This window comes from Arsenophonus endosymbiont of Aleurodicus floccissimus (assembly GCF_900343025.1).
Classification (GTDB): domain Bacteria; phylum Pseudomonadota; class Gammaproteobacteria; order Enterobacterales; family Enterobacteriaceae; genus Arsenophonus.
In genome coordinates, this window is record NZ_OUND01000001.1 from 969,168 (window position 1) to 994,252 (window position 25,085).

The 25,085-nt window shown below is 34.5% G+C and carries 20 protein-coding genes, 3 tRNA genes and 4 pseudogenes; 21 read left to right on the forward strand and 6 right to left on the reverse strand.

The annotated features are described in order from the left end of the window. The first annotated feature begins 34 nt into the window (after positions 1–34). Positions 35–1,766, forward strand: a pseudogene (radD, locus tag ARADI_RS05315) (DNA repair helicase RadD). Between the two features lie 210 nt (positions 1,767–1,976). After that, on the forward strand, positions 1,977–2,258 hold the full coding sequence (rplY, locus tag ARADI_RS05320) for a 50S ribosomal protein L25 (RefSeq protein WP_119711372.1): 282 nt from the start codon (positions 1,977–1,979) through the stop codon (positions 2,256–2,258). Between the two features lie 99 nt (positions 2,259–2,357). Here rplY and yejK read toward each other — a convergent pair. Further along, a pseudogene (yejK, locus tag ARADI_RS05325) lies at positions 2,358–3,328 on the reverse strand (nucleoid-associated protein YejK). Positions 3,329–3,586: 258 nt separating this feature from the next. On the opposite strand from yejK, the gene ARADI_RS05330 reads away from it, so the two are divergent. From ARADI_RS05330 to ARADI_RS05340, 3 genes are all read left to right on the forward strand, one after another. Further along, a complete protein-coding gene (locus ARADI_RS05330; RefSeq protein ID WP_119711373.1) occupies positions 3,587–3,814 on the forward strand; it encodes a DUF1414 domain-containing protein in 228 nt (75 codons plus the stop codon). Positions 3,815–3,834: 20 nt separating this feature from the next. Beyond that, positions 3,835–5,580: an LPS biosynthesis-modulating metalloenzyme YejM gene (yejM, locus tag ARADI_RS05335; protein WP_119711374.1), complete on the forward strand. Its 1,746-nt coding sequence runs from the start codon at positions 3,835–3,837 to the stop codon at positions 5,578–5,580. Between the two features lie 76 nt (positions 5,581–5,656). Then, positions 5,657–5,728, forward strand: a tRNA-OTHER gene (locus ARADI_RS05340). 535 nt (positions 5,729–6,263) lie between these two features. Here ARADI_RS05340 and ARADI_RS19485 read toward each other — a convergent pair. Beyond that, positions 6,264–6,398 carry a hypothetical protein gene (locus ARADI_RS19485; protein WP_255420612.1) on the reverse strand — a complete coding sequence of 45 codons (135 nt, stop codon included), beginning with the start codon at positions 6,396–6,398 and terminating at the stop codon, positions 6,264–6,266. A 185-nt stretch (positions 6,399–6,583) separates the two neighbouring features. Between ARADI_RS19485 and ARADI_RS05345 the strand changes: the two genes are divergently transcribed. The 4 genes from ARADI_RS05345 (at position 6,584) to ARADI_RS05360 (ending at position 10,260) form a co-directional block, all read left to right on the forward strand. Then, entirely contained in the window at positions 6,584–6,802 is a 219-nt protein-coding gene (locus tag ARADI_RS05345; protein ID WP_202864181.1) for an alpha/beta fold hydrolase, read from the forward strand. A 1,640-nt stretch (positions 6,803–8,442) separates the two neighbouring features. After that, the gene (locus tag ARADI_RS05350) at positions 8,443–8,607 is read left to right on the forward strand and encodes a hypothetical protein (protein WP_182853100.1); all 165 of its coding nucleotides are present in this window, start codon (positions 8,443–8,445) and stop codon (positions 8,605–8,607) included. Between the two features lie 447 nt (positions 8,608–9,054). Next, complete coding sequence (locus tag ARADI_RS05355) at positions 9,055–9,456, forward strand: hypothetical protein (protein WP_147392366.1); 402 nt, start codon at positions 9,055–9,057, stop codon at positions 9,454–9,456. A gap of 579 nt (positions 9,457–10,035) precedes the next feature. Next, positions 10,036–10,260 carry a hypothetical protein gene (locus ARADI_RS05360; protein WP_119711376.1) on the forward strand — a complete coding sequence of 75 codons (225 nt, stop codon included), beginning with the start codon at positions 10,036–10,038 and terminating at the stop codon, positions 10,258–10,260. A 353-nt stretch (positions 10,261–10,613) separates the two neighbouring features. On the opposite strand, the gene ARADI_RS05365 is transcribed toward ARADI_RS05360, so the two are convergent. Together ARADI_RS05365 and ARADI_RS05370 are read right to left on the reverse strand one after the other, a co-directional pair. Next, a tRNA-Thr gene (locus tag ARADI_RS05365) sits at positions 10,614–10,689 on the reverse strand. 12 nt (positions 10,690–10,701) lie between these two features. Beyond that, positions 10,702–10,786: transfer RNA gene (locus tag ARADI_RS05370), tRNA-Ser, on the reverse strand. Between the two features lie 207 nt (positions 10,787–10,993). Here ARADI_RS05370 and ARADI_RS05375 point away from each other — a divergent pair. From ARADI_RS05375 to rcsB, 7 genes and pseudogenes are all read left to right on the forward strand, one after another. After that, on the forward strand, positions 10,994–11,290 hold the full coding sequence (locus tag ARADI_RS05375; protein ID WP_119711377.1) for a hypothetical protein: 297 nt from the start codon (positions 10,994–10,996) through the stop codon (positions 11,288–11,290). 53 nt (positions 11,291–11,343) lie between these two features. Then, on the forward strand, positions 11,344–11,598 hold the full coding sequence (locus tag ARADI_RS22110; protein WP_500782313.1) for a hypothetical protein: 255 nt from the start codon (positions 11,344–11,346) through the stop codon (positions 11,596–11,598). Next, positions 11,570–11,770 (forward strand): hypothetical protein, encoded by a 201-nt coding sequence (locus tag ARADI_RS22115; RefSeq protein ID WP_500782169.1) that lies wholly within the window; start codon positions 11,570–11,572, stop codon positions 11,768–11,770. The genes ARADI_RS22110 and ARADI_RS22115 overlap by 29 nt, the downstream gene beginning before the upstream one ends. Before the next feature lie 208 nt (positions 11,771–11,978). Then, positions 11,979–13,100 (forward strand): ATP-binding protein, encoded by a 1,122-nt coding sequence (locus ARADI_RS05380; RefSeq protein WP_500782315.1) that lies wholly within the window; start codon positions 11,979–11,981, stop codon positions 13,098–13,100. A 72-nt stretch (positions 13,101–13,172) separates the two neighbouring features. Beyond that, positions 13,173–13,346: a hypothetical protein gene (locus ARADI_RS20690; protein ID WP_119711379.1), complete on the forward strand. Its 174-nt coding sequence runs from the start codon at positions 13,173–13,175 to the stop codon at positions 13,344–13,346. A gap of 88 nt (positions 13,347–13,434) precedes the next feature. Beyond that, positions 13,435–13,701: an Hpt domain-containing protein gene (locus ARADI_RS05390; protein ID WP_119711380.1), complete on the forward strand. Its 267-nt coding sequence runs from the start codon at positions 13,435–13,437 to the stop codon at positions 13,699–13,701. Between the two features lies 1 nt (position 13,702). Continuing rightward, a pseudogene (gene rcsB / locus ARADI_RS05395) lies at positions 13,703–14,351 on the forward strand (response regulator transcription factor RcsB). A gap of 118 nt (positions 14,352–14,469) precedes the next feature. Here the strand turns inward: rcsB and rcsC are convergent. Both rcsC and gyrA read right to left on the reverse strand, forming a co-directional pair. Continuing rightward, a pseudogene (rcsC, locus tag ARADI_RS21575) lies at positions 14,470–17,340 on the reverse strand (two-component system sensor histidine kinase RcsC). A gap of 145 nt (positions 17,341–17,485) precedes the next feature. Beyond that, the gene (gene gyrA / locus ARADI_RS05425; RefSeq protein WP_119711384.1) at positions 17,486–20,113 is read right to left on the reverse strand and encodes a DNA topoisomerase (ATP-hydrolyzing) subunit A; all 2,628 of its coding nucleotides are present in this window, start codon (positions 20,111–20,113) and stop codon (positions 17,486–17,488) included. Between the two features lie 165 nt (positions 20,114–20,278). Here gyrA and ubiG point away from each other — a divergent pair, with 165 nt between their 5' ends. The 5 genes from ubiG to ARADI_RS20700 all read left to right on the forward strand — a co-directional run bounded on the left by ubiG (position 20,279) and on the right by ARADI_RS20700 (position 25,079). After that, positions 20,279–21,010, forward strand: coding sequence for a bifunctional 2-polyprenyl-6-hydroxyphenol methylase/3-demethylubiquinol 3-O-methyltransferase UbiG (gene ubiG / locus ARADI_RS05430; protein ID WP_119711385.1), 732 nt, complete (start codon positions 20,279–20,281; stop codon positions 21,008–21,010). Between the two features lie 361 nt (positions 21,011–21,371). Then, positions 21,372–23,663: a class 1a ribonucleoside-diphosphate reductase subunit alpha gene (gene nrdA / locus ARADI_RS05435; RefSeq protein ID WP_119711386.1), complete on the forward strand. Its 2,292-nt coding sequence runs from the start codon at positions 21,372–21,374 to the stop codon at positions 23,661–23,663. 11 nt (positions 23,664–23,674) lie between these two features. Continuing rightward, positions 23,675–24,811, forward strand: a complete 1,137-nt coding sequence (nrdB, locus tag ARADI_RS05440; protein ID WP_119711387.1) for a class Ia ribonucleoside-diphosphate reductase subunit beta — start codon at positions 23,675–23,677, stop codon at positions 24,809–24,811. Between the two features lie 60 nt (positions 24,812–24,871). Further along, positions 24,872–25,006, forward strand: a complete 135-nt coding sequence (locus ARADI_RS20695; RefSeq protein ID WP_369406976.1) for a 2Fe-2S iron-sulfur cluster-binding protein — start codon at positions 24,872–24,874, stop codon at positions 25,004–25,006. Beyond that, the gene (locus ARADI_RS20700) at positions 24,957–25,079 is read left to right on the forward strand and encodes a 2Fe-2S iron-sulfur cluster-binding family protein (protein ID WP_369406937.1); all 123 of its coding nucleotides are present in this window, start codon (positions 24,957–24,959) and stop codon (positions 25,077–25,079) included. Before ARADI_RS20695 ends, ARADI_RS20700 begins: the two co-directional genes overlap by 50 nt. Positions 25,080–25,085 lie beyond the last annotated feature (6 nt).

A 25,085-nucleotide genomic window follows, 5' to 3' on the forward strand; every position in this document is an offset into this window, starting at 1 on the left:
TTGTTATTTATTTTTAATATTTAAGTTAATAATCATGATAGTTACTCTAAGACCATATCAACAAAAGGTCGTTAATGCAGCGATAAATTATTTTCGTCGCCATAAACAACCTGCGGTTATTGTGTTACCTACTGGCGCAGGAAAAAGTCTAGTTATTGCTGAATTAGCCCGATTAGCCCATGTAAAAGAATTAGTTGAACAGAACCATAATAAATATCAAGCACACGGGTTAACCGCCGACATTTATGCCGCCGGACTTAATAAAAAACAAAATGAAAATAAAGTTATTTTTGCTAGCGTACAATCTGTGGCAAAAAATTTAGCTGATTTTAATACTTCTTTTTCACTGTTAATTATCGATGAATGTTATCGTATCAGTTTAAATAACGATGGTCAAGATCAACAAATCATTCAAAAATTACAACACAATAATCCTAATTTATGTGTTTTGGGATTAACATCAACACCTTATCGTCTGTCTGAAGACTGGATATATCAGTATCACTACCATGGTATGATAAAAGGTGATGGATAACTGTTTTTTTCGTGATTGTATTTATGAACTACCGTTAAGGTATATGATAAAAAACCATTATCTTGTACCACCTAAACGTCTAGATATGCCGGTTATTCAATACGATTTTAGTCAATTGCAGATAAGCCAAACGGGTATTTTTAATCACGCTGATTTGGATCAGACAATTAAACGTAAGCATAGAGTCACTCCCCTGATTATTCAGCAAATTATCAAATATGCACATTCCTGTCAGGGCTGTATGATCTTCGCCGCTACCGTTGAACATGCCAAAGAAATTTTGACATTATTACCTAATGATGATGCTGCATTAATATGCGCAGAAACGACGACAATGGTCCGTGAAAAAACTATTGATGCCTTTAAAGCGCAAAAAATTCGCTATTTAGTTAATGTTTCTGTCTTAACCACAGGTTTTGACGCTCCTCATGTCGATCTGATTGCGATTTTACTCCCAACTGACTCAGTTGGTCTCTATCAACAAATAATTGGTCGCGGATTAATATTATTTCCTAACAAAAGCCAGTGTACGATTCTTGATTATGCAGGAAATCCCCATGATCTTTATATGCCAGAAGTTGGCAGCCCTAAAAGTGATCCACAAAACATACCAGTTCAGGTTTTTTGCCCACTTTGTCATTTTGCTAATCTATTTTGGGGGAAAAGCGATCCAGACGGTCAAATCATTGAACATTACGGCCGTCGATGCCAAGGCTGGGAAGAAAAGCATAATGGGCAAAAAAACAGTGTGAATTTCGCTTTCGTTTTAAACAATGTCCCAACTGCAATGCTGAAAATTACATTGCAGCATGACGTTATCATCAATGTCAGGCAATTTTAGTTGATCCAGATGATATGTTAAAAGCGGCGTTAAAATTGAAAAATTCCCTGATCCTTCGTTGCGGTGGCATGCAACTGACTACCGGATGTTATAAGAAAGGAGAATGGTTAAAAGCCGCTTACTATGATGAAGATGGTAGCAGCGTCTCAAAACTGTTTCGATTAACAACCCCAGCTCAGCGCAAAGTATTTGAACAACGTTTTCTATTGCTACACCAGCGAGCTCCAGGCCTTCCTTTCCAATGGCAAACTGCAGCCGATATTCTAGTCAAAAGAGATCATTACGTCATCCTAACTTTGTTATCGCACGTAAAAAAGCCAGTTTTGGCAAATAAGAGAAAAAATTTTTGACTACCAAGGAAAGTATCGTCTGGCTGACGACCTCTATTAACAACATGATTTCCATTTGTATTTACTATATCGCTGTTTTTACTGAAATGAATATCAATGCCCTAAAATTAGGACATCTTTTTCATTGCTGTAGAGCATTTTTTTCGCTAAAATGCTACCCGCTTGATTAGCAATCACTAACAAGTTTTTATTATCGGATCTGCCACTGGGTCGCCTGTCGCAGAATCTTTTTATATTATGAGAACAAATCATGCTAACGATTAATGCAGAAATCCGTAAAGAGCAGGGTAAGGGTGCGAGCCGCCGCCTACGTAAAGATAACAAATTACCGGCTATCGTCTATGGTGGTCATCAGGAACCCGTTTCTATTGAACTCAGCCATGATGAAATTATCAACCAAGAAAGCAAGCCAGAGTTTTATGAAGTATTAACACTGGTGGTTGGTGGGGAAAAAACCAAAGTTAAAGTACAAGCGGTTCAACGTCATCCGTTTAAGCCTAAACTAACCCATATCGATTTCTTGCGGGTTTAATTACGCAAAATTGCACTTTTTTACCAAGCCAATTATCAATAACGCCGCTTATGCGGCGTTATTTGTTTTACCATCATCAACGGCTTTTCTTGCCACGCTCTAGTTTGGTGGTGTACCTTTAATTGTTAACGTATCTGTTGCCGGATCCCCAAAAATACGCTCATCAAGTAACAAAGCATGAAAGTTAATGGTCAAGCCACCACCACTACCTGAATATTTGGTTAATTGTTTGAGAGTCGTACGATCTGGTGGAAAACTTTCTGCCAATTGATAACCATTTTGTTGCGTAAATTCAGCAAAATTCTGCTCTCCTAAAGCAGGTAACTCTTTTATAAACACTTTAATTCAATTTCTTCTCCGGCCTGTTGCTGCTCATTACAATAGCGATAAACTTGCTAGCGATATTCTTGTGTGGCTGCCTGGTTTAACTCAGACGAATCACAATAATCATTCACGGCTTGCAGCAATCCTTTATTCTGTATTTTAGCATTCATGCCTTCGCTAGCTGACAGGAAATCCATAAAAAAAATCAGATACTTTACGCCCGACGCGGCCCTTTAAAAAAGTTAAATAACGTTCAGAAGCAGGATTTCTTTCCCATTCTGTCAAGTCTATGCGAGCAACAATATCAACATGCGGAATATCAAGATAATGAATAGTATTCAATTCCAGATTATCATTAACAAACATACTATTACAGCTATTTAATACAGCTATCAATAAGTAATTCTACCGCCAAATAACGATATTGACAAAACAGTACCACCCCACCTTCATGCAAACGGATATTTTGCCAATTCATCCCGCAAATGAATAGTAGCCGCACGGCTAAATCCCAAAAAGTTTTCATCTCCTTTTCTCAAAGCCACTAATGATTCAGCTAATTCACTCGCTTGATTAAAAGTGGCAAAAGCTTTATTTTTAGCGCCATAAATTCGATGCAATTCTGCCATCATTTCTTGCACTATATTATCTGTGCCTAATAAAGAATCACGCAGCATAACTTCTAGTGTTTGTTCATCACGTTTGATCAACTGATGTAAAGCAATCTGGCAAATATCCAGACTCATCATTTACTCCTTATTTTCTTTATGGCATAAAGATCAATTGTATTCAAACATCGATAACTTTTTCCGGCGGCTAAATTGATATCTATTGATATAACATTTTTGTATTATGGGCATATAATAAGATTTGTAACTTATGGAAACCGGTCAATTTAAAATGTTACTAAATGAAATTATCCAGTTAAATTATACAAAACAGCTACAGCAAAAAACACAATAATACGCTAAAATATAAAGCTTTATTCATTCAGGATTTTTATTATGCCACAATCATCCCGTTATAGTGATGAGCAAATTGAACATCTACTCCTAGAATTAGTCAAGGTATTAGAAAAATATAAAGCTCCAACTGATCTATCATTGATAGTATTAGGTAATATGGTGGCAAACTTAATTAATACAACTGTTACACTGACTCAACATAAAACTATTGCAGAATCTTTAGCTCAAGCGTTACTTGCTTCTGTTAATGAAGAAAAAATTCACTAATTTAGCAGATAAAATATTACATGGTGACCAACTCTCGAAACTATCGTGAAAAAGTCTCCCAAATGATAAGCTGGGGACACTGGTTTACGTTATTCAATATAGTACTCAATTTAGTATTAAGTAGCCGATATCTGTTTGTTTTTGATTGGCCGGCTACGCTATTCGGCCGTATTTATGCTATTGTTAGCTGGCTTGGGCATTTTAGCTTTGTTATTTTTGCCTGTTATCTTCTAATCATCTTTCCTATTACTTTCATTATTGGTTCACAGCGACTACTAAGATTTCTATACACCATCCTTACCACAACCATACTGACTCTTCTCATTTTTGATATTGCGTTTTTTTCGCGCTATAACCTCCACTTAACACCACTACTGTGGGAATTATTAATAAATCCTAAAAACGGCGAAATGGCACGAGAATGGCAGTTGATGTTTATTTGTGTGCCACTCATTTTTTTAATTGAGATGTTATTTGCTACCTGGAGTTGGCAAAAATTACGCAGCCTAAACCGTCAACGATTCACTAAACCCTTGGCAGGTATCTTCATCACAGCATTTGTTGCTTCACATTTAATGTATATTTGGGCTGATGCAAATTTTTATCGCCCAATAACTATGCAACGAGCTAATTATCCCCTATCTCATCCAATGACAGCGAGAAAATTTCTTGAACGCTATGGTTATCTTGATCAAGTGGAATATCAACGCAAGATACAACAAGAAGGCAACCCTTCAGCACTCTCTATTGAATATCCACTCAAACCACTTAGCTATCAAAAACAAGCACCAAAGTATAATTTATTACTACTGGTCGTTAATAATCTTAACTATCAAGATACCACTGAAGGTATGCCAGCCTTGAATACTGTAAAATCAATCAGTACGCAATTTAATCAACATATCAGTACCGGTATCCAAAATCAACGCGCGCTATTTAGCCTATTCTACGGTTTATCGCCTAGTTATTTGGATAGTATACTTAATAGCAGAAAACCTTCCGCCCTAATTGGAGCATTAAAATATCAAAACTACCAATTTGGTCTGTTTTCATCGAATGGTTTTAGCTCACCATTATTCCGTCATGCAATTCTGGCAGATTATTCGTTACCCGAAAATACTGCCGGTAATGATTATCAAACTACCAATGAATGGCTAAAATGGCTAGATAGCATAGAAAACCAGAATCGGTGGTTTTCTTTTCTTAATCTTAATGGTTTTGATAATCATAAATCGCAAAGTGACAATAAGTTACAATTAGATCATGAGATTAAACGCATACTTGATGCGCTAAAACAAAAAAATATGTTAAACAATACCGTTGTCGTCATTATGGCAAATCATAGTAGCAATACAGAAACTCATGAAACAACAAAATGGCTCACTAACGGTAAATTTAATCTTAAACAAATGAAGGTGCCTTTATGGGTATATTGGCCTAATACCCCGCCACAGCAAATTAATAAGCTAACCAGTCATCAAGATATTATGACCACCTTAATGCAGCGTTTACTTTATGTTGATAATTCACCAGAAGACTATTCTCAAGGCGAAGATCTTTTTACCCCTAAACGCAACCAACCCTGGGTTCTATCAGGTGATGAACAAGTACTGATTATTAACTTTACTGATAAAACGCTTTACCTTAATCAAAATGGGGAGGTTTATATTTTTGATGATAAAGGCAATAAAATAACAGATGAAAAACCTGATTTAACTCAACTGCTAAGAGCTTTTGCCGAATCTACCCGTTTTAATACTAATTAATGCTTAAAAATCAAGCGGTCGTAGTACTTGCTATTGATTTTAACCAAAAAAACGGTAGTATAGTCGGAGCCTATATCGGCATGTAGCGCGCAACCTGGTAGCGCACCGTCATGGGGTGTCGGAGGTTCAAATCCTCTCATGCCTACCAATATTTACTAAGAAAACCAATGAGTTATGATCCGTTTTTTTGTCCCTGAAATTTATCAGTGGTAAAATGACCGATAATTATTCGTGATTTTCTGCTTTTTCATGAGTCGATCGCATCAAAGACTTCATATAAATCAATTCTCAAAATTTTTAATTAATTAAAATAGCGTTTAAATTAATACCGCTTAATTTGAGAATAAAATGAAAAAGATAACATTTTCCTTATGGTGGCTTCTTTGTTTTCTTATTCAGCTAATTAAAAACTGATATAAGGGGAATTACCAAAGCTAACGGGACAACTAGTTATGTCCAAGTTACCTATTTCTCTTCAGTGTTCAATTAAATTGTTGCTCCCTGTTGTTCATTAGTAGTATCTGACTTTCATGTATGGAAAAACAATTTAGACACTGAACCTGAATAGCGGAAAGAACAGTTACCAATACACCAAAGAAGAAAAGATTACATTCTATCACAATGGCTGAACCGAAAATTACTATAAGGAATTCTATCTGTAATTTCTCCTCGCTTCATCGCTATTAATCCTTACTTTTATTATCACTCTCTGAGTTTTTTGATGTGGACAATTCATTTTGTTCTGTTGGCCTAACAACCTTTGCAGACATATACTTTTGCTCTGAAACACTTTCTGTCACAACTTTTTTATCAGTCATTGATAAATCCTTTTCATTTAGCAGTGGTAACTAAAGAACCACCTCACCTAATGTGGCTAAAAGCAGGCACTAATAACCGTGTGGAGTAATGCACAGAAATAAAGATGCTGTTTGTTAGTTAATTTTCTATTTTGAATTTAAAATTATTAATCACATTCGACTTTAAGTCGTAGGAGTAATGAATTATGCAATATACTTATCTTTTAATACACGGTTCTTGGCATGATGGGCGTGCGTGGAATGATATTGCAAAAATATTACGTAATCAAGGTTTAGATGTTCATACTCCAACCATAGCAGGACATGGACCACACGCTAATTATAGAGCAAGCCATGCTGATTGTGTCCATTCTATTGTTGAATATGTAAGACGGCACAATTTAAAAAATTTAGTTGTCTCTTAGGACACAATTTTGGTGGAACTATTGTACAACGACTAGCAGAAATAGAATCATCTCGTATAAAGCGTTTGATCTTTCATAATGCATTTGTTTTACGTGATGGAGAATCACTTTATGACATGTACCCACCTATTTTTTACGAAATATGGGAAAAAATAACCATTGATAATAAAATAATGCTCCCTTTTGATATTTTTAGAGAGTTATTTATTGGTGATGTTGAATTAGAAAAAACAAAGGAAGTTTATGATAATTTTTGGTCCCCATGTTAGGCTGCAAGTCATTACGATAAAGTACCGCTAAAAACATTTGAATTACTATCAATTCCTCGCAGCATAATATATGCGTCAACAGATAATGCTCTTCCTGTTGGTGAATATGGCTGGCACCCTAAATTTAGCAATCATCTAAATATTTATCGTTTTACTGAATTACCAGGAAGCCATGAAGTATTATTCAGTAATCCTCAAAAACTTACTGAATGTATAATACACGCTAGCAGACCTTAATTTCTATAAAAATAATTTTAAACAAGCATGGTATATAACCTGTGTGGAGGATTTATTCGGAGGTTTAAATCCTCTCATGCCGACCAGGATTTACCAAGAAAACCTATCAGTTATGATTAGTTTTTTTGTGCCTAAAATTTACGTAGGGTAAAATTAGGATAAAATTGACACAAAATTCACTTGCTAATGAATGACCAATAATTTTGATTCAGACAATCCTGCTGAGTGGTCAATAACCAGCTGAATAATCGTTTTAATTTATTGTCTATTTTATTTCATTGCCATAAATGAACTTACCACCATTGCAGGACAGAAAGAAAAAAAACCAGCTAAGCTGGCCAAAATACACAGGAAAAAATAATGATGTAAGACAAATATATAAAATATAACGTCAATCAATTGCTGCGGGAAACGAAACATAACACAAATTTGCTTAAATATTGATCTGAAAACTAATTAATATGATATCCATCACAGGCTTAATACTCTAAATTACAAAAATGTAATTGATCTGATCTAATAACAAATAATAAATAACAAATGAAAAATGGATATAGAAAATAATTTTCTGGCCTTTTCAGTAACTTACAGGACCAAAACATTTAGCTAATGACATAAGCAAATTATTCATTTAACCATTTAGCCAACCAAACTCTCATTTCAAGATTAAACAACGCTAAGGCAATAAATTAACTACTAAAAACATCATCGCCCTACTAATAGCTAAATGAAAAATTATGGCTGAAAAAGCTTTATAACAGCGCCCTGCCAAATCTGATAGTTTTAACAACCTATTTTAATAAGCAAAACAATCCAACGTATTTTACTCAATTACTACTAGCTGTATCCTATCCTACTATGCAATCAGCAATAAAATTATATATGTTGTTTGCAGTATTTTATTTAATATACCAAATCATTATTAATACGGCAGAAGTTAATAAGTTGCTATAAATTTAATTGTCATGACTGGACGGTATACAAATTAACGGCAAAAAGTATATAATACTGTTTAATGCTTAAACCATCAAACAAGTAATCAATTAACTGATAAACAGTCTGTGTTCATAGGTGATTATTAGGTCAACATTACGGAATTGGATTACCAGATACTTTCCGAGTGATCATCAAAAAATGAGTAAAAGACAAAATGATAAAATTTCCGCATTTGTACGAGTTGACAAAAGCGGTGCCGCTTATATCCCCTCTAATGAAATTGCCGCATTACCCGAAGTAAAAGAAATCCAAAAAATGGCTAGCTTGATTGTAAAACAGAAAAAAACCAGTACAAGGAAATAGCTTGTTAGCATTACTACTTATTCCCATTTTAGTTAGCGGCTATATTATGATAGCGCTAAATCCCTACCACTACTTTAGATTACATAGGCAAGATGGACAGCTTTTATACTTAAAAGTAGCTACTTATGGTACTTTTTGCTTTTTTGCACTACGATAATTGGCGTATTAATTAAATTCTTCTTGCTAAACTTTCATCTGATAGATTTGATTGTAAAAAATTTTACCCTTACTGGTGATAAAAAAATGATCATATCTATGCATTGTTAACATTATTATCAGTCACATAAATTTTATTTTCATGGATATACATTTTTTTGTTTGGGTAAAAAACTATATACTTGGCTATTTTTACAGTAAAAAAACATTTAGCGACTTACAATAATATATGCCAAGCTAAAAATGCGAGAGTACTGAGAAAAACATTATCGAATGATACTATTGACTACAATGTTACTTGATGCTCTTGAGTCAACACCTAAGCGTCCAGTATTAATAAACCTCTCTTCAAAAAAAGTTTATATTGGCATTATCAGCGGATTATCCGATCCAAGCGAAAAAGAAGAACCAAATAAATATATCTCTTTCTTTCCCCTTATGTCCGGTTATCGAGACAAGAATACGATGTTATTAGAATTTACAAATGTATATCCTAACAAGATAAAAGATTTAAATATTCTTGTTTCTACTGACGAAATATCTCATATCTCTTGGTTTGATTTTAAACTCTATAATAGTGTCAATAATTCGGCAGCAAAAGAAAAAAAAGAAACAGCAAAACTAATTAAAATATTAGGCTTGATAGTGTCTATTTTGTCGGGTAAGCAGATTATTAAATTAATTATAAAATGAATAGCAAAAATATAAAACATCGTATGAATAGCTGATCTTTATAGTAAAGACCAGCATCATAAATTGTAATATTATAAAAAAATTAGCCTAGTGATACTATAAACTATCAGCATTAGAAAAATAAATTCATTTTTTAAAAATTTTTCTAAAAAATTAAATTATTTTGAATAAGCTAAAATATATTTTATAGCTATTTTGTTATTAACAAACATAAGAAATTATTTTATTTAAATCAATCCAATTAGAAATATACAATTATTTAATTATGTTAATCTTTTACCTTTATCGATAAAAATCCACATTAAATTTCTAAATTAAGCTACCACTTCTAATGCTATACCGTATATTACCATGAATTTATTTAATAATATTTACGCTGACAATATCAACTACATTAAATATAAAACTTGATTAATCTGACTCTGTCAAATATTTAAATTACAAGCAAATAATCAACGTAAACTATCTTATATATAAGAGCAATAAAATAATCTAAAATTAATCGATATGCATAATTTATTGTTGATAGAGATATTTTGTTTATTGTTAGGTTAAAAAAAAAGGAAAAAAAAGGAAAAATTGCGTGAAAATGTTATCCATTATTTCTCTCTTATTCAATTATATTCTTTTGCTAGTGTGACCACTAATGATAAAGTCGCGGATGAATATATTTATAACCAAAATGGCCTGGTTACGGTATGTCATTATGATGACAAAATTGAAGAAAAATTATGCTTTGATGAAAATAGTCTTGTCGATTACGGGGATATAAATATCAAAGCTACGCACCAAAACAAACAGTGAAATTACCACAAATGATCATAACAATATTACTTACATCACTTTTGTTTATACCGCTTCTTCTTTTACGATAAGGTTAAAAATAAGAATTGTTTAATATGCTTTCTAAAATCAAATTAAAATATTAAAAAATTTCATTTACAAGATTTTAAGCGATTGAGCAGCTATTTTAGGCAGCAAACACTATTTTTACTAATGTGGATTATATTGAAATTAAACCAAATATTTCAAAGATATACTGGTTTACTCAATAGAGCAGCGGTAATAAATAGGAACTTATGCTATAAAAGCACCCCAGAAATATCCCACTTACCTAAAAGGCGCTATGGGATAAACTGAGTAGCCTTTGACTTAATTGGTGCCGGCTACCCGAGTCGAACTGGTGACCTACTGATTACAAGTCAGTTGCTCTACCAACTGGGCTAAGCCGGCGAATTTGGCGTAAAGAAAGATAGAGATTCGAACTCTAGGATGTTTTCCCATCGGCGGTTTTCAAGACCGCTGCCTTCGACCGCTTGGCCATCCTTCCATCGCGCGGAATTATGGCGAAATGTGATGACCTTGTCTAGAGCTTAATATAAAAAATACTATTTTTTTCATCATTTGCTCAAAGTTTGAGCATTAAAAATTATACTATCCGAAATTACCTGTTAAAATAATAAGACGAAATTGTTTAAATAGTAATCAACACACTAATTTTTTCTTCATGTTTAATAAAAAGGCGCCTCTTCTACCAATGGATTATAAACAACTAACTTTACAACTTTCATCGCTAACTCGCTTTTTTATAATGTTTATCAGCTCGCTTGAGTTATTGTTATTTCTCTTTGCCTACAATTACTTTCATAATTGGATCAATAATAGTCAAAATGCGCTCAGTAACATCACTAAACAGCTTGAATATGAAATTGAAGATTACCGTTATTACGCAAGTCAACTCTATTACATTGCAAACGATGGCGAGGATGAAACTAAGAGTGATACCCCCTTACCCATAAAATTGCGCCCTGATATTTTTTGGATCAATAACTAGGAGCGTCATGTCGATGCCATTATTTTTGGCAGACAAAATAATACTAAATTAATCTGGCCTATAAATTATCTAACTATATGGGCATAATCTGGGGCGCTAAAAATGAATATAGTTCAATATACTATCTCAATGGTCCTGATAATACACTTTTACTGGTAACTACTCATTCGATACTAAAACCAGAGATTCGCTACAAAGAGAGTTATTTAACTTTAACCGCAGAAGAAAAACGCTCTGAGATGTTGACATTATCATCGGCTATAGACAAAACGAGAAAGCTTGTCAAATATTCATCGTACACGACCTGATAATTCATACTATTATACTTACCGCACGATGTTCAACTCACCAGGCCAATTAACTACCATTATAACTTTTGAATTACCGATAAATTTATTACTCTCAAAAAATATTAATCCTGAATATTTATCAATTACCTTTTCAAATGAACATAATACACAACAATGGAAACCTAGTTGATATTGAATTTAATGGTCTCTCACTACAATTTACCCAACCCATACCCGGAACAACTTACCGGCTAGTATATCAATTACCAATTAAAGATATCTTGTGGGATCTTTTATATAATAATTTGTGGGCCATAATCGCCATTTGTTTTTTTACAACCATCTCTATTGTTGGCAGCTTGTATATCAGGACACGTTTTGTTGCCCCTAACCAAAATATGTTTCACGAGATACAAATTACAAACATAATTAGCAACTATATTATTTCAAATATTCCTATTGGTTTTCTACTTTATAATTTCACAACCAATCGCAAAATTATGAGTAATGGAATAGCTGAATTACTTTTACCTCATATGGACTTGATACGTATTCGTGACATGGCAATCCAGCATCATGGGGCTATTAAAATTTCAATTGAAGATACTATTTATGAAATAAAATTACTTAATAATCAATTATTAGATAATACTTATATATTTTTTATTCATGATCAAGATAAAGAAGCACTAACAAATAAAAAATTACTAATGGCTAAACATGAGCCTGAAAAAAATATTCAAATCCGACGTTCAATGTTGTCTAACATGTGTAAAGAGATCCATACTCCCATTATAGAAATTAATAGTCTCATTAACCAAATCAAAGAAACCGCTGATAATCACAACATAAAATATTTAATTAATGAATCATTAATTAGAACACATTATATTGTTAACTGGATAGATAATATTGCTTTACTTAATACCATTGAATCTGGTGAATGGAAATTAGAGCAACCAAATGAATTTAAACCTGTCTCAATCGCTGAGATAATGAATAAAATACTAAAAGAAAAAGTATCACTGCTTATCAACAAAGGTCTTTCACTTTACTATCATAATAATTTAAATTATGAACAACACATCACCACAAATAATAACACTTTATTAAAAATAATTTCACTTCTATTGAGTTATTCAATCAATACAACTAATTTTGGCAAAATTACTGTTATAGTAAACTATGTAAATAAACGTCTATCCCTTGAGATTATTGATAGCGGTATAGGACTTAATACTATGGATCTGGCAAATATCCACATGCCTTTTGCTAGTTCAACAAATAATGACGGAACCCTATCCAATTCAGGAATGACATTTTATCTATGTCATCAGCTATGTTACCGTATGAAAGGTGAATTTTTCATAAAAAGTAAAGTTAGAATCGGTTCTCATTATACAGTGACATTGCCCTTAGAATTAGAACATGAACAAAGTTCCAAATCATTACTACTTCTTGATGGTATTAATATACTTCTTGATATTAGAAACCCTAAAATTCATAAAATTATCCAGTAGCATTTAATGACTTATGTAGCTAATTATTCTTATATATCTAAAAATAGATGTCATTAATCCTATAAATTATTTATAAATGATCATAAAAAAGAATATAATAAACAGACAATTTACCTTGTTGATAATATTATTAATTATAGAGTAGTAAAACAAAATTTGATAAAATGTAATTTCAATTTTAATGATGAATTTATTAATGTAATTTCTATCTTAATCGAAGATAATTTGATTGCGGAGCAAGAATAAACCGATAAATAAATATTTACTATCATCAATCATAACAATAATTCAAACCTTATAATCCTTGAGGATTATAAAAAAGAGCTTTCTGATAATGACTATCGTAATTTATTCTTTACTACAGTACCTAATAGATATTAATAAGCTGTATACTAACCAAAAAAAAGGTAACTTAAAAAAACTAAAAGATATAGCACATAGACTAAAAGGTATTTTTGCTATGCTGAACTTTGAGCTTCTTAAAAAAGCATGTGAGCAATTAGAACAACACATAGCAGATAATAATGAATTTGAGATTTTAAATAGCATTAGAGATATTGATATCTTTATCAAAAAACTAATGCCAGAGGGCAACCAATAAAATGAATAACCTTAATGTCATTATCGCTGATGATCATCCTATTGTACTATTTAGTATACGAAAATCTCTTGAGCAAATCGAGGGAATTAATTTGGTTGGTCAATTTGAAGATTCCACATCTCTTATCAATAATATAGCCAAACTTAAAGCAGATATTCTAATTACTGATCTTTCGATGCCCGGTGATAAATACGGTGATGGAATTACATTAATTAAATACATTAAACGCCATTACCCTAAACTATCAATAATTGTTCTTACCATGAATAATAATCCCGCAATACTTAGTGCTGTGTTAGATTTGGATATTGAAGGTATCGTATTGAAACAAGGCACTCCTGCTGACTTATCAAAGGCATTATCAGCCTTACAAAAAGGAAAAAAATTCACTCCTGAAAATGTATCGAAATTATTGGAGAAAGTTAATGCGAATGGTTATGGCGATAAACGTTTATCGCCAAAAGAAAGTGAAGTGTTGCGCTTATTTACGGAAGGTTTTTTAGTCACCGAAATTGCAAAAAAAACTTAATCGAAGTATTAAAACAATTAGCAGCCAAAAAAAGTCGGCTATGTTAAAACTCGGCGTTGAAAATGATATAGCATTATTAAATTATCTTTCTTCAGTCACAATTGAGAAAGAAATTAACTAGTAATATGATACAAATAAAAAACTGATTGATCCTAATCTTATGGGCAATGAATAAGGTTAATCGGTTTTCCATTCTGTTTATTAATAAATTAATAATCATTTGAATATTAAAATAGTATTTAATCATTATTTTCTTGTTTTGCTAATATACTAATATCGCAACACTTCAACAGCGATTGCTTTAATTTTTTTAATGTAACCGGTTTGGATAGACAATCATCCATTCCTACATTCCTACACTTAAACAACGCTGCTTTTCTTCTGCCATAGCATTAGAGCCGTTAAAGCAACGATCGGTATCGCATAACCTTCTTCTCTAATTAACTTTGTCAAACCATAGCCATCGAGATTAGGCATATTTACATCTGTCAAAACAATAAAATCTATATTATTTTGTCGAACATAATCCAAAGCGATTAGCCCATCTTCAGCAAGTACTATATTAAAGCCTATTGATTTCAGCTGATCAGCCAGTAAACTCCGATTAATTGGATGATCATCAACAATCAATACCGTTAGAAGAAAACATAATTTTTTATCTGGTAGCGACATTATTGAAGATGGATTAACAACCTACTGCTCACCATTTTCCATCACTAATTGATCAATAAAACCATCTAATTTATCAAGTTAGTAAGTATTATGAAACCAATCATTTTTCGCATTTTCCTGGGGTTCACCGATAAAAGTTGAAAATAGCTTAAGTGTAAATTTACTTTCAGCCACCAAGCCTTCATAATCAGTAATAATCAAATCATATATTTTATCTTTACTGTGTTCATTGCAAACTGTCGTTATCTTAAAGCCATTGTAGTCTAAATAAGTTGTAGATAATCTCACAAATAATGATTAAAAAATACAGTCCGATACGAAAATTTTGCCGATATTCTGGGTGGCGACAAACCCCATATTCACTATCAAACAAAGGTAACCTAACGGTAAAACTACTACCTATACCAAACTGACTGTTAACTTCAATATCGCCATCCATTAAGTTAATTAATTTTTCACAAATAGGTAACCCCAAACCAGTTCCCTGGGAAAAACTCTCATTATTAACTTTAATCTGAAAGAAAGGATCAAAAAGTTGCATTAATATATTATCGAGCATGCCAATCTCCGTATCCCTAATTTCAATATAAATATAAAAATCTCTTATGAAAATATTTAACAGAATAAAACCAGTTTTTGTAAATTTAATCGCATTACTGAGAATATTAGAAATAATTTGCTGTACTCGAACCGAATCGGCATTCATAATATCGGGCACATTGGGATCAATATAGTAATAAATCGAAAGACCCTTTTTACCTATCAGCGGAATATAATTAGAAATAATAAATAAGAAAACTTCACGACAATTAAACGGTGCTGGATCAATATTAAATTGCTTAGATTCAATTTTTGAAAAATCTAAAATATCATTAATTACTTTTAATAATAATGATGAAGAGTGATCCATTGTCGTCAAAAGGCGATCAGCTTGAATGGGTAATTCATAAGATTGCAATAACTCTAAATTACCAATGATGCCATAAAGTGGTGTTCGTAATTCATGGCTAACGGTTGCTAAAAACATAGATTTGGCTTGGTTATGATGCCTGCGCCATATTATGTAAAGATTTTTCCATCTGAACACGGGCGCTAATATCAACCAATACACAAATGGCCACTTCCTTATTTTGATAACGAGAAATAACATAACTTATTTGTAAATAGGTATGACTGGTAGTAACAACATCAATATAGCTACTAGATTTATCTTGAATAATTGATAGGATACGGATTTTATCATCATAGCTTAATAATCGAAAATAATCATGGGACAGTTCGTTACTCAATATATTAACACCATCAATAAGGCATAAAATAATGATACCAACCGGCGCCGACGCCACTATCTTATGATTAAATTGCTAATGTTCTTCTAAACGAATGGCATTATCTTCTGCCGGTAATAACATCTTCCTTTCTAATAGTCAGATCAAAAAAGTAATTAAAATAAATGAGATTATATTTAACAGAATGCAGTTTATAATTGACAGCTTAAATTCATTAATGAATATCACTAATAGGTACAGAAAAAACAACACTTAATAACGAAGGTAGTAAGCGATTTTTATAAATTAATCGATTAAAATCATTATCATAGCCAAAATGAAAGTTTTCTAACTGATAAACATAATCATCAGATCTTAAATTACTATCATACGGAAAATGTAATACTAATCTATTATTTGCATTTAAAACGAAGGTACTAATTGGCCTTTCATAACGTAAATTAAATTGCTCCAAGCGTATTGAACGTTCTAGACCAATTAGACCAATCAAAGTCCCTTTATCATAAATAGGCGCTAATAGGTAGAAAGATCCATTATCAGTTCCCGACGCGGGTGTGATCCAATAAATATTTTGCTCTCTTCCTTGCGCCCTCAAACTCATATAAGTCCGCATATTTTCATGGATTATTTTTTTTAACGATTGAAGACTGGTAGTACTGTTTCGGATAGCCAAATCAATCATGCAGTTACTTTCTGGGCCAACAATAAAAACCGTTTTTAAACCTTGTGGTGGCACAATATTATTTCGCAAAAAAGAGAATAATTGATTAAATGCGACCAAGTAACTCTTTGATGTTTCATGCAATTTGCTACAATCAGCGTCTGCCGTTAGGGGTAAGTAGGTGAAATTAAGTTGTTTTGGCAAGACAGGCGTATAATTAGGATCTACCGCTAATTTTTCGATATGGCTATCTTACTATATATTGGATTGATCGCAGGGTTTTATCCGTATAATGCACATATTCAACCATACTGTCATAAGTAGATGAATACTGTTGATGTATATCAATCAGATTTGACTTCATTAAAGATATTAAATAGATAGAAAAGTGTGATTACAGCTCCCATTGCCCACAGCATAACGCCGAGAGTACGGAACAAATAGCGAGAAATTTTCAATGACGTTCTAAATGAAGATAGATATCTCAAACACTGTCCCAACTATAAAAGAAGTGTATCAATGGTAAAGCATATACGATAAGCGAAATAATAAAAAGTTATCACTGATAACGAATTGACATAAAGCGTAAAAACGGGCACTTACTACTATGCCCGCTCAGACAAAACTAATAGATCACTCATTAAGCGAAAGATTTTCTACGTTATTGATGTCAGGCTCTACTTTTACGCTGATTGTATCTTCTATTAACGTTTGGTTATCATCTTCCTCTTCTTCAGGATCAACAACGCGTTGTAAACCCACTACTTTTTCATCTTCAGCAGTACGAATCAAAGTGACTCCCTGAGTATTTCTACCGACAATACTAACCTCTGCAACTCGGGTACGCACCAAGGTGCCAGCATCCGTGATCATTATGATTTGATCAGTTTTTTCTACCTGAATTGCTCCGACCACATTACCATTACGTTCACTAACCTTAATGGAAATAATACCTTGAGTAGCACGAGATTTTGTCGGGTATTCACTCTGCTCGGTTCGTTTACCATAACCATTTTCTGTAACGGTTAAAATATCGCCTTCACCGCGAGCTACAATCAGCGAAACGACCTTATCGCCAGTTTGTAACTTAATACCTCGAACACCTGTTGCGGTACGTCCCATAGAACGAACCGCATTTTCCGCAAAACGAACAACTTTACCACCAGCAGAGAAAAGCATTACCTCATTTTTACCAGCAGTCAAATCAACGCCAATCAGCTCATCGCCATCATTAAGATTAACTGCAATAATGCCGGCGCTTCTGGGACGACTAAAATCTTTTAGTGATGTCTTTTTAACTGTACCACTCGCGGTAGCCATAAATACATAATGACCATCATCAAATTCACGTACCGGTAAAATTGCAGTAATTCGTTCATTTTGTTCTAACGGTAATAAATTGACTATTGGTCGTCCACGTGCGCCACGGCTGGCTTCCGGCAATTGGTAAACTTTCATCCAATAGAGACGGCCACGGCTAGAGAAGCATAGAATTGTGTCATGGGTATTGGCAACTAACAAACGCTCAATAAAATCTTCTTCTTTAATACGCGCTGCCGACTTACCTTTCCCCCCGCGTCGCTGTGCTTCGTAATCAGATAGTGGCTGATATTTAACATACCCCTGATGTGATAAGGTAACGACCACATCTTCCTGGGTAATTAAATCTTCGATATTAATATCTGCACTATTTTCAGTAATTTCAGTGCGACGGACATCACGATACTGATCTTTAACAGCTTCTAGCTCTTCACGGATAACTTCCATTAACCGTTCTGGGCTGGTTAATATATATAGCAATTCGGCAATCAGTTTTAGCAGCTCACTATATTCATCCAATATTTTGTCATGTTCTAAGCTAGTTAATTTTTGCAAACGCAAATCAAGAATTGCCTGAGCTTGCGGTTCGGTCAAATAATATTGACCATCGCGCACACCGTATTGGGGTTCAAGCCATTCAGGGCGAGCAGCGTTATCACCTGCACTGGCCAACATGGCAGAAACATTACCTAATTGCCAAGGACGAGCAATCAAAGCCAATTTCGCTTCATGAGGCGTTGATGCTTGGCGGATAAGTTCAATTATCGGATCAATATTTGCTAATGCGACGGCAAGGGCTTCCAATATATGAGCCCGGTCACGCGCTTTACGCAATTCAAAAATAGTCCGTCGAGTGACCACTTCTCTACGATGACGAACAAAATCTTCAAGAATTTCTTTTAAGTTTAAAAGTCTAGGTTGGCCATCACATAAGGCAACCATATTAATGCCAAATGAGACTTGAAGTTGAGTGAGGGAATACAAATTATTCAGTACCACTTCCGCCACTGTATCTCGTTTTACTTCAATAACAATACGCATGCCATCTTTATCAGATTCATCACGTAATGCGCTAATCCCCTCAACACGCTTATCTTTAACTAATTCTGCAATTTTTTCAATTAAACGAGCTTTATTAACCTGATAAGGGATCTCATTGACAATAATTGTTTCACGACCATTTTTATCATCAACTTCAATGTTAGCACGTGCACGGATATAGACTTTACCACATCCCATCCGATATGCGTCGATGATACCGTGGCGACCATTAATAATTGCAGCAGTTGGAAAATCAGGACCTGGAATATACTCCAGTAATCCTTCAATACTAATATTTTTATCATTGATATAAGCCAGACAGCCATCAATGACTTCACTAAGGTTATGAGGTGGAATATTGGTAGCCATACCAACAGCGATACCTGAAGAGCCGTTAACCAACAAGTTTGGAACCCGCGTTGGCATAACATCAGGGATCTGTTCTGTACCATCATAGTTAGGAATAAAATCAACGGTTTCTTTATCTAAATCCTCCAACAATTCATGGGCAATTTTTGCCATGCGTACTTCGGTATAACGCATAGCCGCAGCAGAGTCGCCATCAACAGAGCCAAAATTACCTTGCCCATCAACAAGCATATAACGCATTGAAAAAGGTTGTGCCAGACGTACTATCGCATCATAAACAGCACTATCACCATGAGGATGGTATTTACCGATGACGTCACCGACTACGCGGGCTGATTTTTTGTACGGTTTATTCCAATCATTGCCTAACACATTCATCGCATATAATACACGACGGTGAACAGGCTTTAATCCATCTCGTACATCTGGAAGGGCGCGTCCAACAATTACAGACATCGCATAATCCAAATAAGAGCTTTTCAGCTCCTCTTCGATATTGACCGGGGTAATTTCTCTTGCTATGTCACTCATGGAGCCACTGTCCCTCATACTCCTTATTCATTAAGGAGTAAAATTATACCACAAAATCGCCATTTTATAAAAACAGGAAACGCATATTGATCAATAAAACATGTATAATGACCTAATGCCATTATACAGTCTATGTTAATAAAAAATTAAGGAGTAAATTTTCTGATGAATAACAAGAATTCGCTCAGCCAGGCAAATGTTGATCTAGCTGAAATCGACAAATTTAGCTCTTTTGCGACTCGGTGGTGGGATGAAACGAGTGAATTCCAACCTCTTCATCGAATTAATCCATTACGTTTAAACTATATCCTACAACAGGCTAAGGGTCTGTTTGGTAAAAAAGTACTTGATATTGGCTGCGGCGGCGGAATTTTATCAGAAAGTATGGCTAAAGAAGGCGCACTGGTGACAGGAATTGATATGGCCGCAGAGCCGCTGGAAGTCGCAAAGCTCCATGCATTAGAAAGCAATATACAGATTAAATATCTACAGGGAACCGCTGAGAGTCATGCCGAAAAATACCCTAAAACTTATGATATCGTTACCTGTATGGAAATGCTGGAACATGTGCCCGATCCTGAGTCTGTTGTTCAATCATGCGCAAAATTAGTCAAACCGGGCGGTCATGTATTTTTTTCTACTATTAATCGTAATAAAAAAGCCTGGTTATTGGCAATTATTGCCGCTGAGCATATTTTAAAAATAGTTCCGAAAGGTACTCATGATGTGAAAAAATTTATTCGACCTTCAGAGCTACTCAGTTGGATAGATAAAACCTCTTTACAAGAACAACATATGATCGGATTACATTATAATCCGATCAGCGACAAATTTTCGTTAGGTTCGAATGTTGATGTTAATTATATGTTGCACTTGTCAAATGCTAATAATTGTTAACATTTGCTGAAGAAAGCAGCAGTCAGTAGGTCATTATTAAATTTATTTTTCACCATTGCCGGTAACATAAATTATAATATTCTTCTATTATCACACAGAGTTATCGGCCAATTATCAAAATTTAGCGCTGGATTATTGCTAAAAACCCCATTTTTTATAGACTTGATAAAAGTAGCAAATACCATTATCTTGTTAGTATAAACGCAATCAAACACTATATATTGTGTTTGCTGCTCTCCATTTTAGTTCGAAATACAAACATAATATGCTATTAACAGCTCACCGTTTTGTATTTTGTTATTAACCATTGAGTGCAGTGATCGATAAATATTTAGCTAGTTAACTTTAGGTGTATCTACCCATGAACCAAAGTCTATTAGTCACTAAACGTGATAGACATAAAGAGCGCATTGATCTTGATAAAATCCATAAAGTCATTACCTGGGCAGCTGAAGGCCTAAAAGATGTATCTGTTTCACAAGTAGAGCTACGTTCTCAGATCCAGTTTTATGATGGCATCACAACGTCCGATATTCACGAAACTATGATCAAAGCGGCAGCAGATCTTATTTCAGCTAATACACCCGATTACCAATATCTTGCAGCTCGATTAGCTATTTTCCATCTACGCAAAAAAGCATATGGCCAATTTGAACCACCAGCACTATATCAGCATGTTTTGCATATGGTTAAAATAGGTAAATATGATAAGCATCTGCTAACAGATTATACAGCTGAAGAATTCGGGCAGATGGATAGTTTTCTGGATCACTGGCGTGATATGAATTTTTCCTATGCAGCAGTTAAACAATTAGAAGGCAAATACTTAGTACAAAACCGGGTAAGCGGTGAAATTTATGAAAGTGCCCAGTTTCTCTATATCCTTGTTGCAGCTTGCCTTTTTTCGCGCTATCCAAAAGAGACGCGTTTAAACTATATTCATCGTTTTTATGATGCAATTTCAACTTTCAAAATTTCACTACCTACTCCGATTATGGCGGGAGTACGTACCCCAACTCGCCAATTTAGTTCTTGCGTATTAATTGAATGTGGCGATAGCCTTGATTCAATTAATGCCACTTCCAGCGCGATTGTAAAATATGTTTCTCAACGTGCCGGTATTGGTATTAATGCCGGTCATATTCGTGCACTAGGTAGTCCAATTCGGGGAGGTGAAGCATTTCACACAGGCTGTATCCCTTTCTATAAACATTTCCAAACTGCGGTAAAATCTTGTTCTCAAGGTGGCGTGCGTGGTGGAGCCGCCACGCTATTTTATCCGCTCTGGCATTTAGAGGTTGAAAGCCTATTAGTATTGAAAAATAACCGGGGCGTTGAAGGTAATCGTGTTCGTCACCTGGACTATGGCGTACAAATTAACAAACTGATGTATGAACGCCTTATCAAAGGCAAAGAAATGACTCTCTTTAGCCCTTCTGATGTACCCGGCTTATATGAAGCATTTTTCGCTGATCAAAGCGAATTTGAACGTTTATATTTAAAATATGAACAAGACGCAAACATACGCCAAAAACGCGTTAAAGCGCTCGATCTATTTTCACTTATGATGCAAGAGCGAGCGTCAACCGGACGTATTTATATTCAAAATGTCGATCACTGTAACACCCATAGTCCATTTGATGCTAGAGTTGCGCCAATTCGTCAATCAAACCTCTGTCTGGAAATCGCCTTGCCAACCAGGCCCTTAAATGATGTTAACGACGAAAATGGTGAAATTGCTCTCTGCACTCTTTCCGCCTTTAATTTGGGTGCCATTACCTCATTAGATGAATTGGAGGAGTTGGCGGTATTAGCGGTGCGTGCATTAGATTCACTGCTCGATTATCAAAACTATCCGATTGTTGCTGCGCAAAAAGGCTCTATGGGTCGTCGTACTTTAGGTATTGGCGTCATAAATTATACTTATTATTTAGCTAAACATGGCGTTCACTACTCCGATGGTAGTGCCAATAATCTGACCCACAAAACCTTTGAAGCTATCCAATATTATTTATTGAAAGCATCTAATGAACTGGCAAAAGAGCAAGGTGCTTGCCCATGGTTTAACGAAACCACTTATGCAAAAGGTATTTTACCGATTGATAATTATAAAAAATCATTAGATACACTAACATCTGAACCGCTACATTATGATTGGCAAACTTTACGCAAAGATATCAAGCAATATGGTTTGCGTAACTCAACGCTTTCCGCCTTGATGCCATCAGAGACTTCTTCGCAAATATCCAATGCCACCAATGGCATTGAACCACCGCGAGGCCATATCAGTATTAAAGCATCCAAAGATGGTATTTTGCGTCAAGTTGTACCTGAATACGAACGCTTAAAAGATGATTATGAACTGTTATGGCAAATGCCCAACAATGACGGTTATTTGCAGTTGGTTGGTATTATGCAAAAATTTATTGATCAATCAATTTCTGCTAATACGAATTATGATCCAACCCGCTTCCCAAATAATAAAGTTCCAATGAATCAATTACTGAAAGATTTGTTACTTGCTTATAAATATGGGTTAAAAACGCTTTATTACCATAATACCCGTGATGGTGCAGAGGATAGCCAAGCCGATCTTGAAGAGGTTATTAAATCAGCTGACAGCGATTGTGATGGCGGCGCTTGTAAGATTTAACGTGAGGACGTATGGAATACCAATATACAACATTTTCGCAAACCAAAAACGATCAATTGCAAGAACCGATGTTCTTTGGACAGCCTGTCAACGTTGCCCGTTATGATCAGCAAAAATATCCTATTTTCGAGCAGCTAATTGAAAAACAACTCTCTTTTTTCTGGCGCCCAGAAGAAATTGATGTTTCTCGTGATCGTATTGATTATCAAGCGCTACCTGAACATGAAAAACACATTTTTATCAGTAACTTAAAATATCAAACACTATTAGACTCTATTCAAGGACGTAGTCCTAACGTGGCACTACTGCCTCTTATTTCAATTCCTGAACTTGAAACCTGGATAGAAACCTGGTCATTTTCCGAAACTATTCATTCGCGCTCTTATACTCATATTATTCGTAACATTGTTAATGACCCATCAATCATTTTTGACGATATTGTAACTAATGACGAAATTTTAAAGCGGGCAAAAGATATTTCCACTTATTATGACGATTTAATTGAGATGACCAGCTATTACCATATGTTAGGTGAGGACAATCATACAATTAATGGCAAAAATGTCATTATTTCTTTACACGATTTGAAAAAGCAGCTCTATTTATGTTTGATGAGCGTTAATGCATTAGAAGCTATTCGTTTTTATGTCAGCTTCGCTTGCTCATTTGCCTTTGCTGAACGTCAATTGATGGAAGGAAACGCTAAAATTATTAAATTGATTGCCCGTGATGAAGCTTTGCATCTCACAGGCACCCAACATATGTTAAATCTGATGCGTTCTGGTCAAGATGATCCTGAAATGGCTATTATTGCCAAAGAGTGTGAAGAAGCGTGTTACAAATTGTTTGTGCAAGCCGCCGAACAGGAAAAGGAGTGGGCAGAATATCTCTTCTCGAATGGTTCTATGATCGGTCTTAATAAAGATATTTTATGTCAATACATCGAATATATTACCAATATTCGCATGCAAGCGGTTGGATTAAAATTACCCTTCGAAACTCGTTCTAATACAATCCCATGGATCAACGCCTGGCTAGTTTCTGATAACGTTCAGGCGGCCCCACAAGAAGTAGAAGTAAGTTCTTACTTGGTAGGGCAAATTGATGCTCAGGTCGATACCGATGAATTGGGTAACTTTGAGTTATAACCGTTATGGCAAGTTATAAAATTACCCTGCGCAACGCGCGGGGCATACTGATCCCTTTTCATTCCGAACAACCATACTAGTCTACTTGATGCTCTTGAACAGAGTAAAATTCAAATTGAATTTCAATGTCGGGAAGGCTTTTGTGGTGACTGCCTGGTTCGGTCTGCGAAAAGGAAAAGTGGCATATCGTCATAAACCGATCGCTTTCATTGATAAAGATGAGATATTAGGTTGCCGGCCTATCACTGATATTGATATCAATCAATAACACCAG

Bases quoted from the DNA above. Each gene is read 5' to 3' on its own strand.
- rplY (WP_119711372.1), top strand. From the start codon at position 1,977: ATGCTAACGATTAATGCAGAAATCCGTAAAGAGCAGGGTAAGGGTGCG.
- ARADI_RS05330 (WP_119711373.1), top strand. From the start codon at position 3,587: ATGCCACAATCATCCCGTTATAGTGATGAGCAAATTGAACATCTACTC.
- yejM (WP_119711374.1), top strand. From the start codon at position 3,835: ATGGTGACCAACTCTCGAAACTATCGTGAAAAAGTCTCCCAAATGATA.
- ARADI_RS19485 (WP_255420612.1), bottom strand. From the start codon at position 6,398: ATGACTGATAAAAAAGTTGTGACAGAAAGTGTTTCAGAGCAAAAGTAT.
- ARADI_RS05345 (WP_202864181.1), top strand. From the start codon at position 6,584: ATGCAATATACTTATCTTTTAATACACGGTTCTTGGCATGATGGGCGT.
- ARADI_RS05350 (WP_182853100.1), top strand. From the start codon at position 8,443: ATGAGTAAAAGACAAAATGATAAAATTTCCGCATTTGTACGAGTTGAC.
- ARADI_RS05355 (WP_147392366.1), top strand. From the start codon at position 9,055: ATGTTACTTGATGCTCTTGAGTCAACACCTAAGCGTCCAGTATTAATA.
- ARADI_RS05375 (WP_119711377.1), top strand. From the start codon at position 10,994: ATGGATTATAAACAACTAACTTTACAACTTTCATCGCTAACTCGCTTT.
- ARADI_RS05380 (WP_500782315.1), top strand. From the start codon at position 11,979: ATGTTTCACGAGATACAAATTACAAACATAATTAGCAACTATATTATT.
- ARADI_RS05390 (WP_119711380.1), top strand. From the start codon at position 13,435: ATGACTATCGTAATTTATTCTTTACTACAGTACCTAATAGATATTAAT.
- gyrA (WP_119711384.1), bottom strand. From the start codon at position 20,113: ATGAGTGACATAGCAAGAGAAATTACCCCGGTCAATATCGAAGAGGAG.
- ubiG (WP_119711385.1), top strand. From the start codon at position 20,279: ATGAATAACAAGAATTCGCTCAGCCAGGCAAATGTTGATCTAGCTGAA.
- nrdA (WP_119711386.1), top strand. From the start codon at position 21,372: ATGAACCAAAGTCTATTAGTCACTAAACGTGATAGACATAAAGAGCGC.
- nrdB (WP_119711387.1), top strand. From the start codon at position 23,675: ATGGAATACCAATATACAACATTTTCGCAAACCAAAAACGATCAATTG.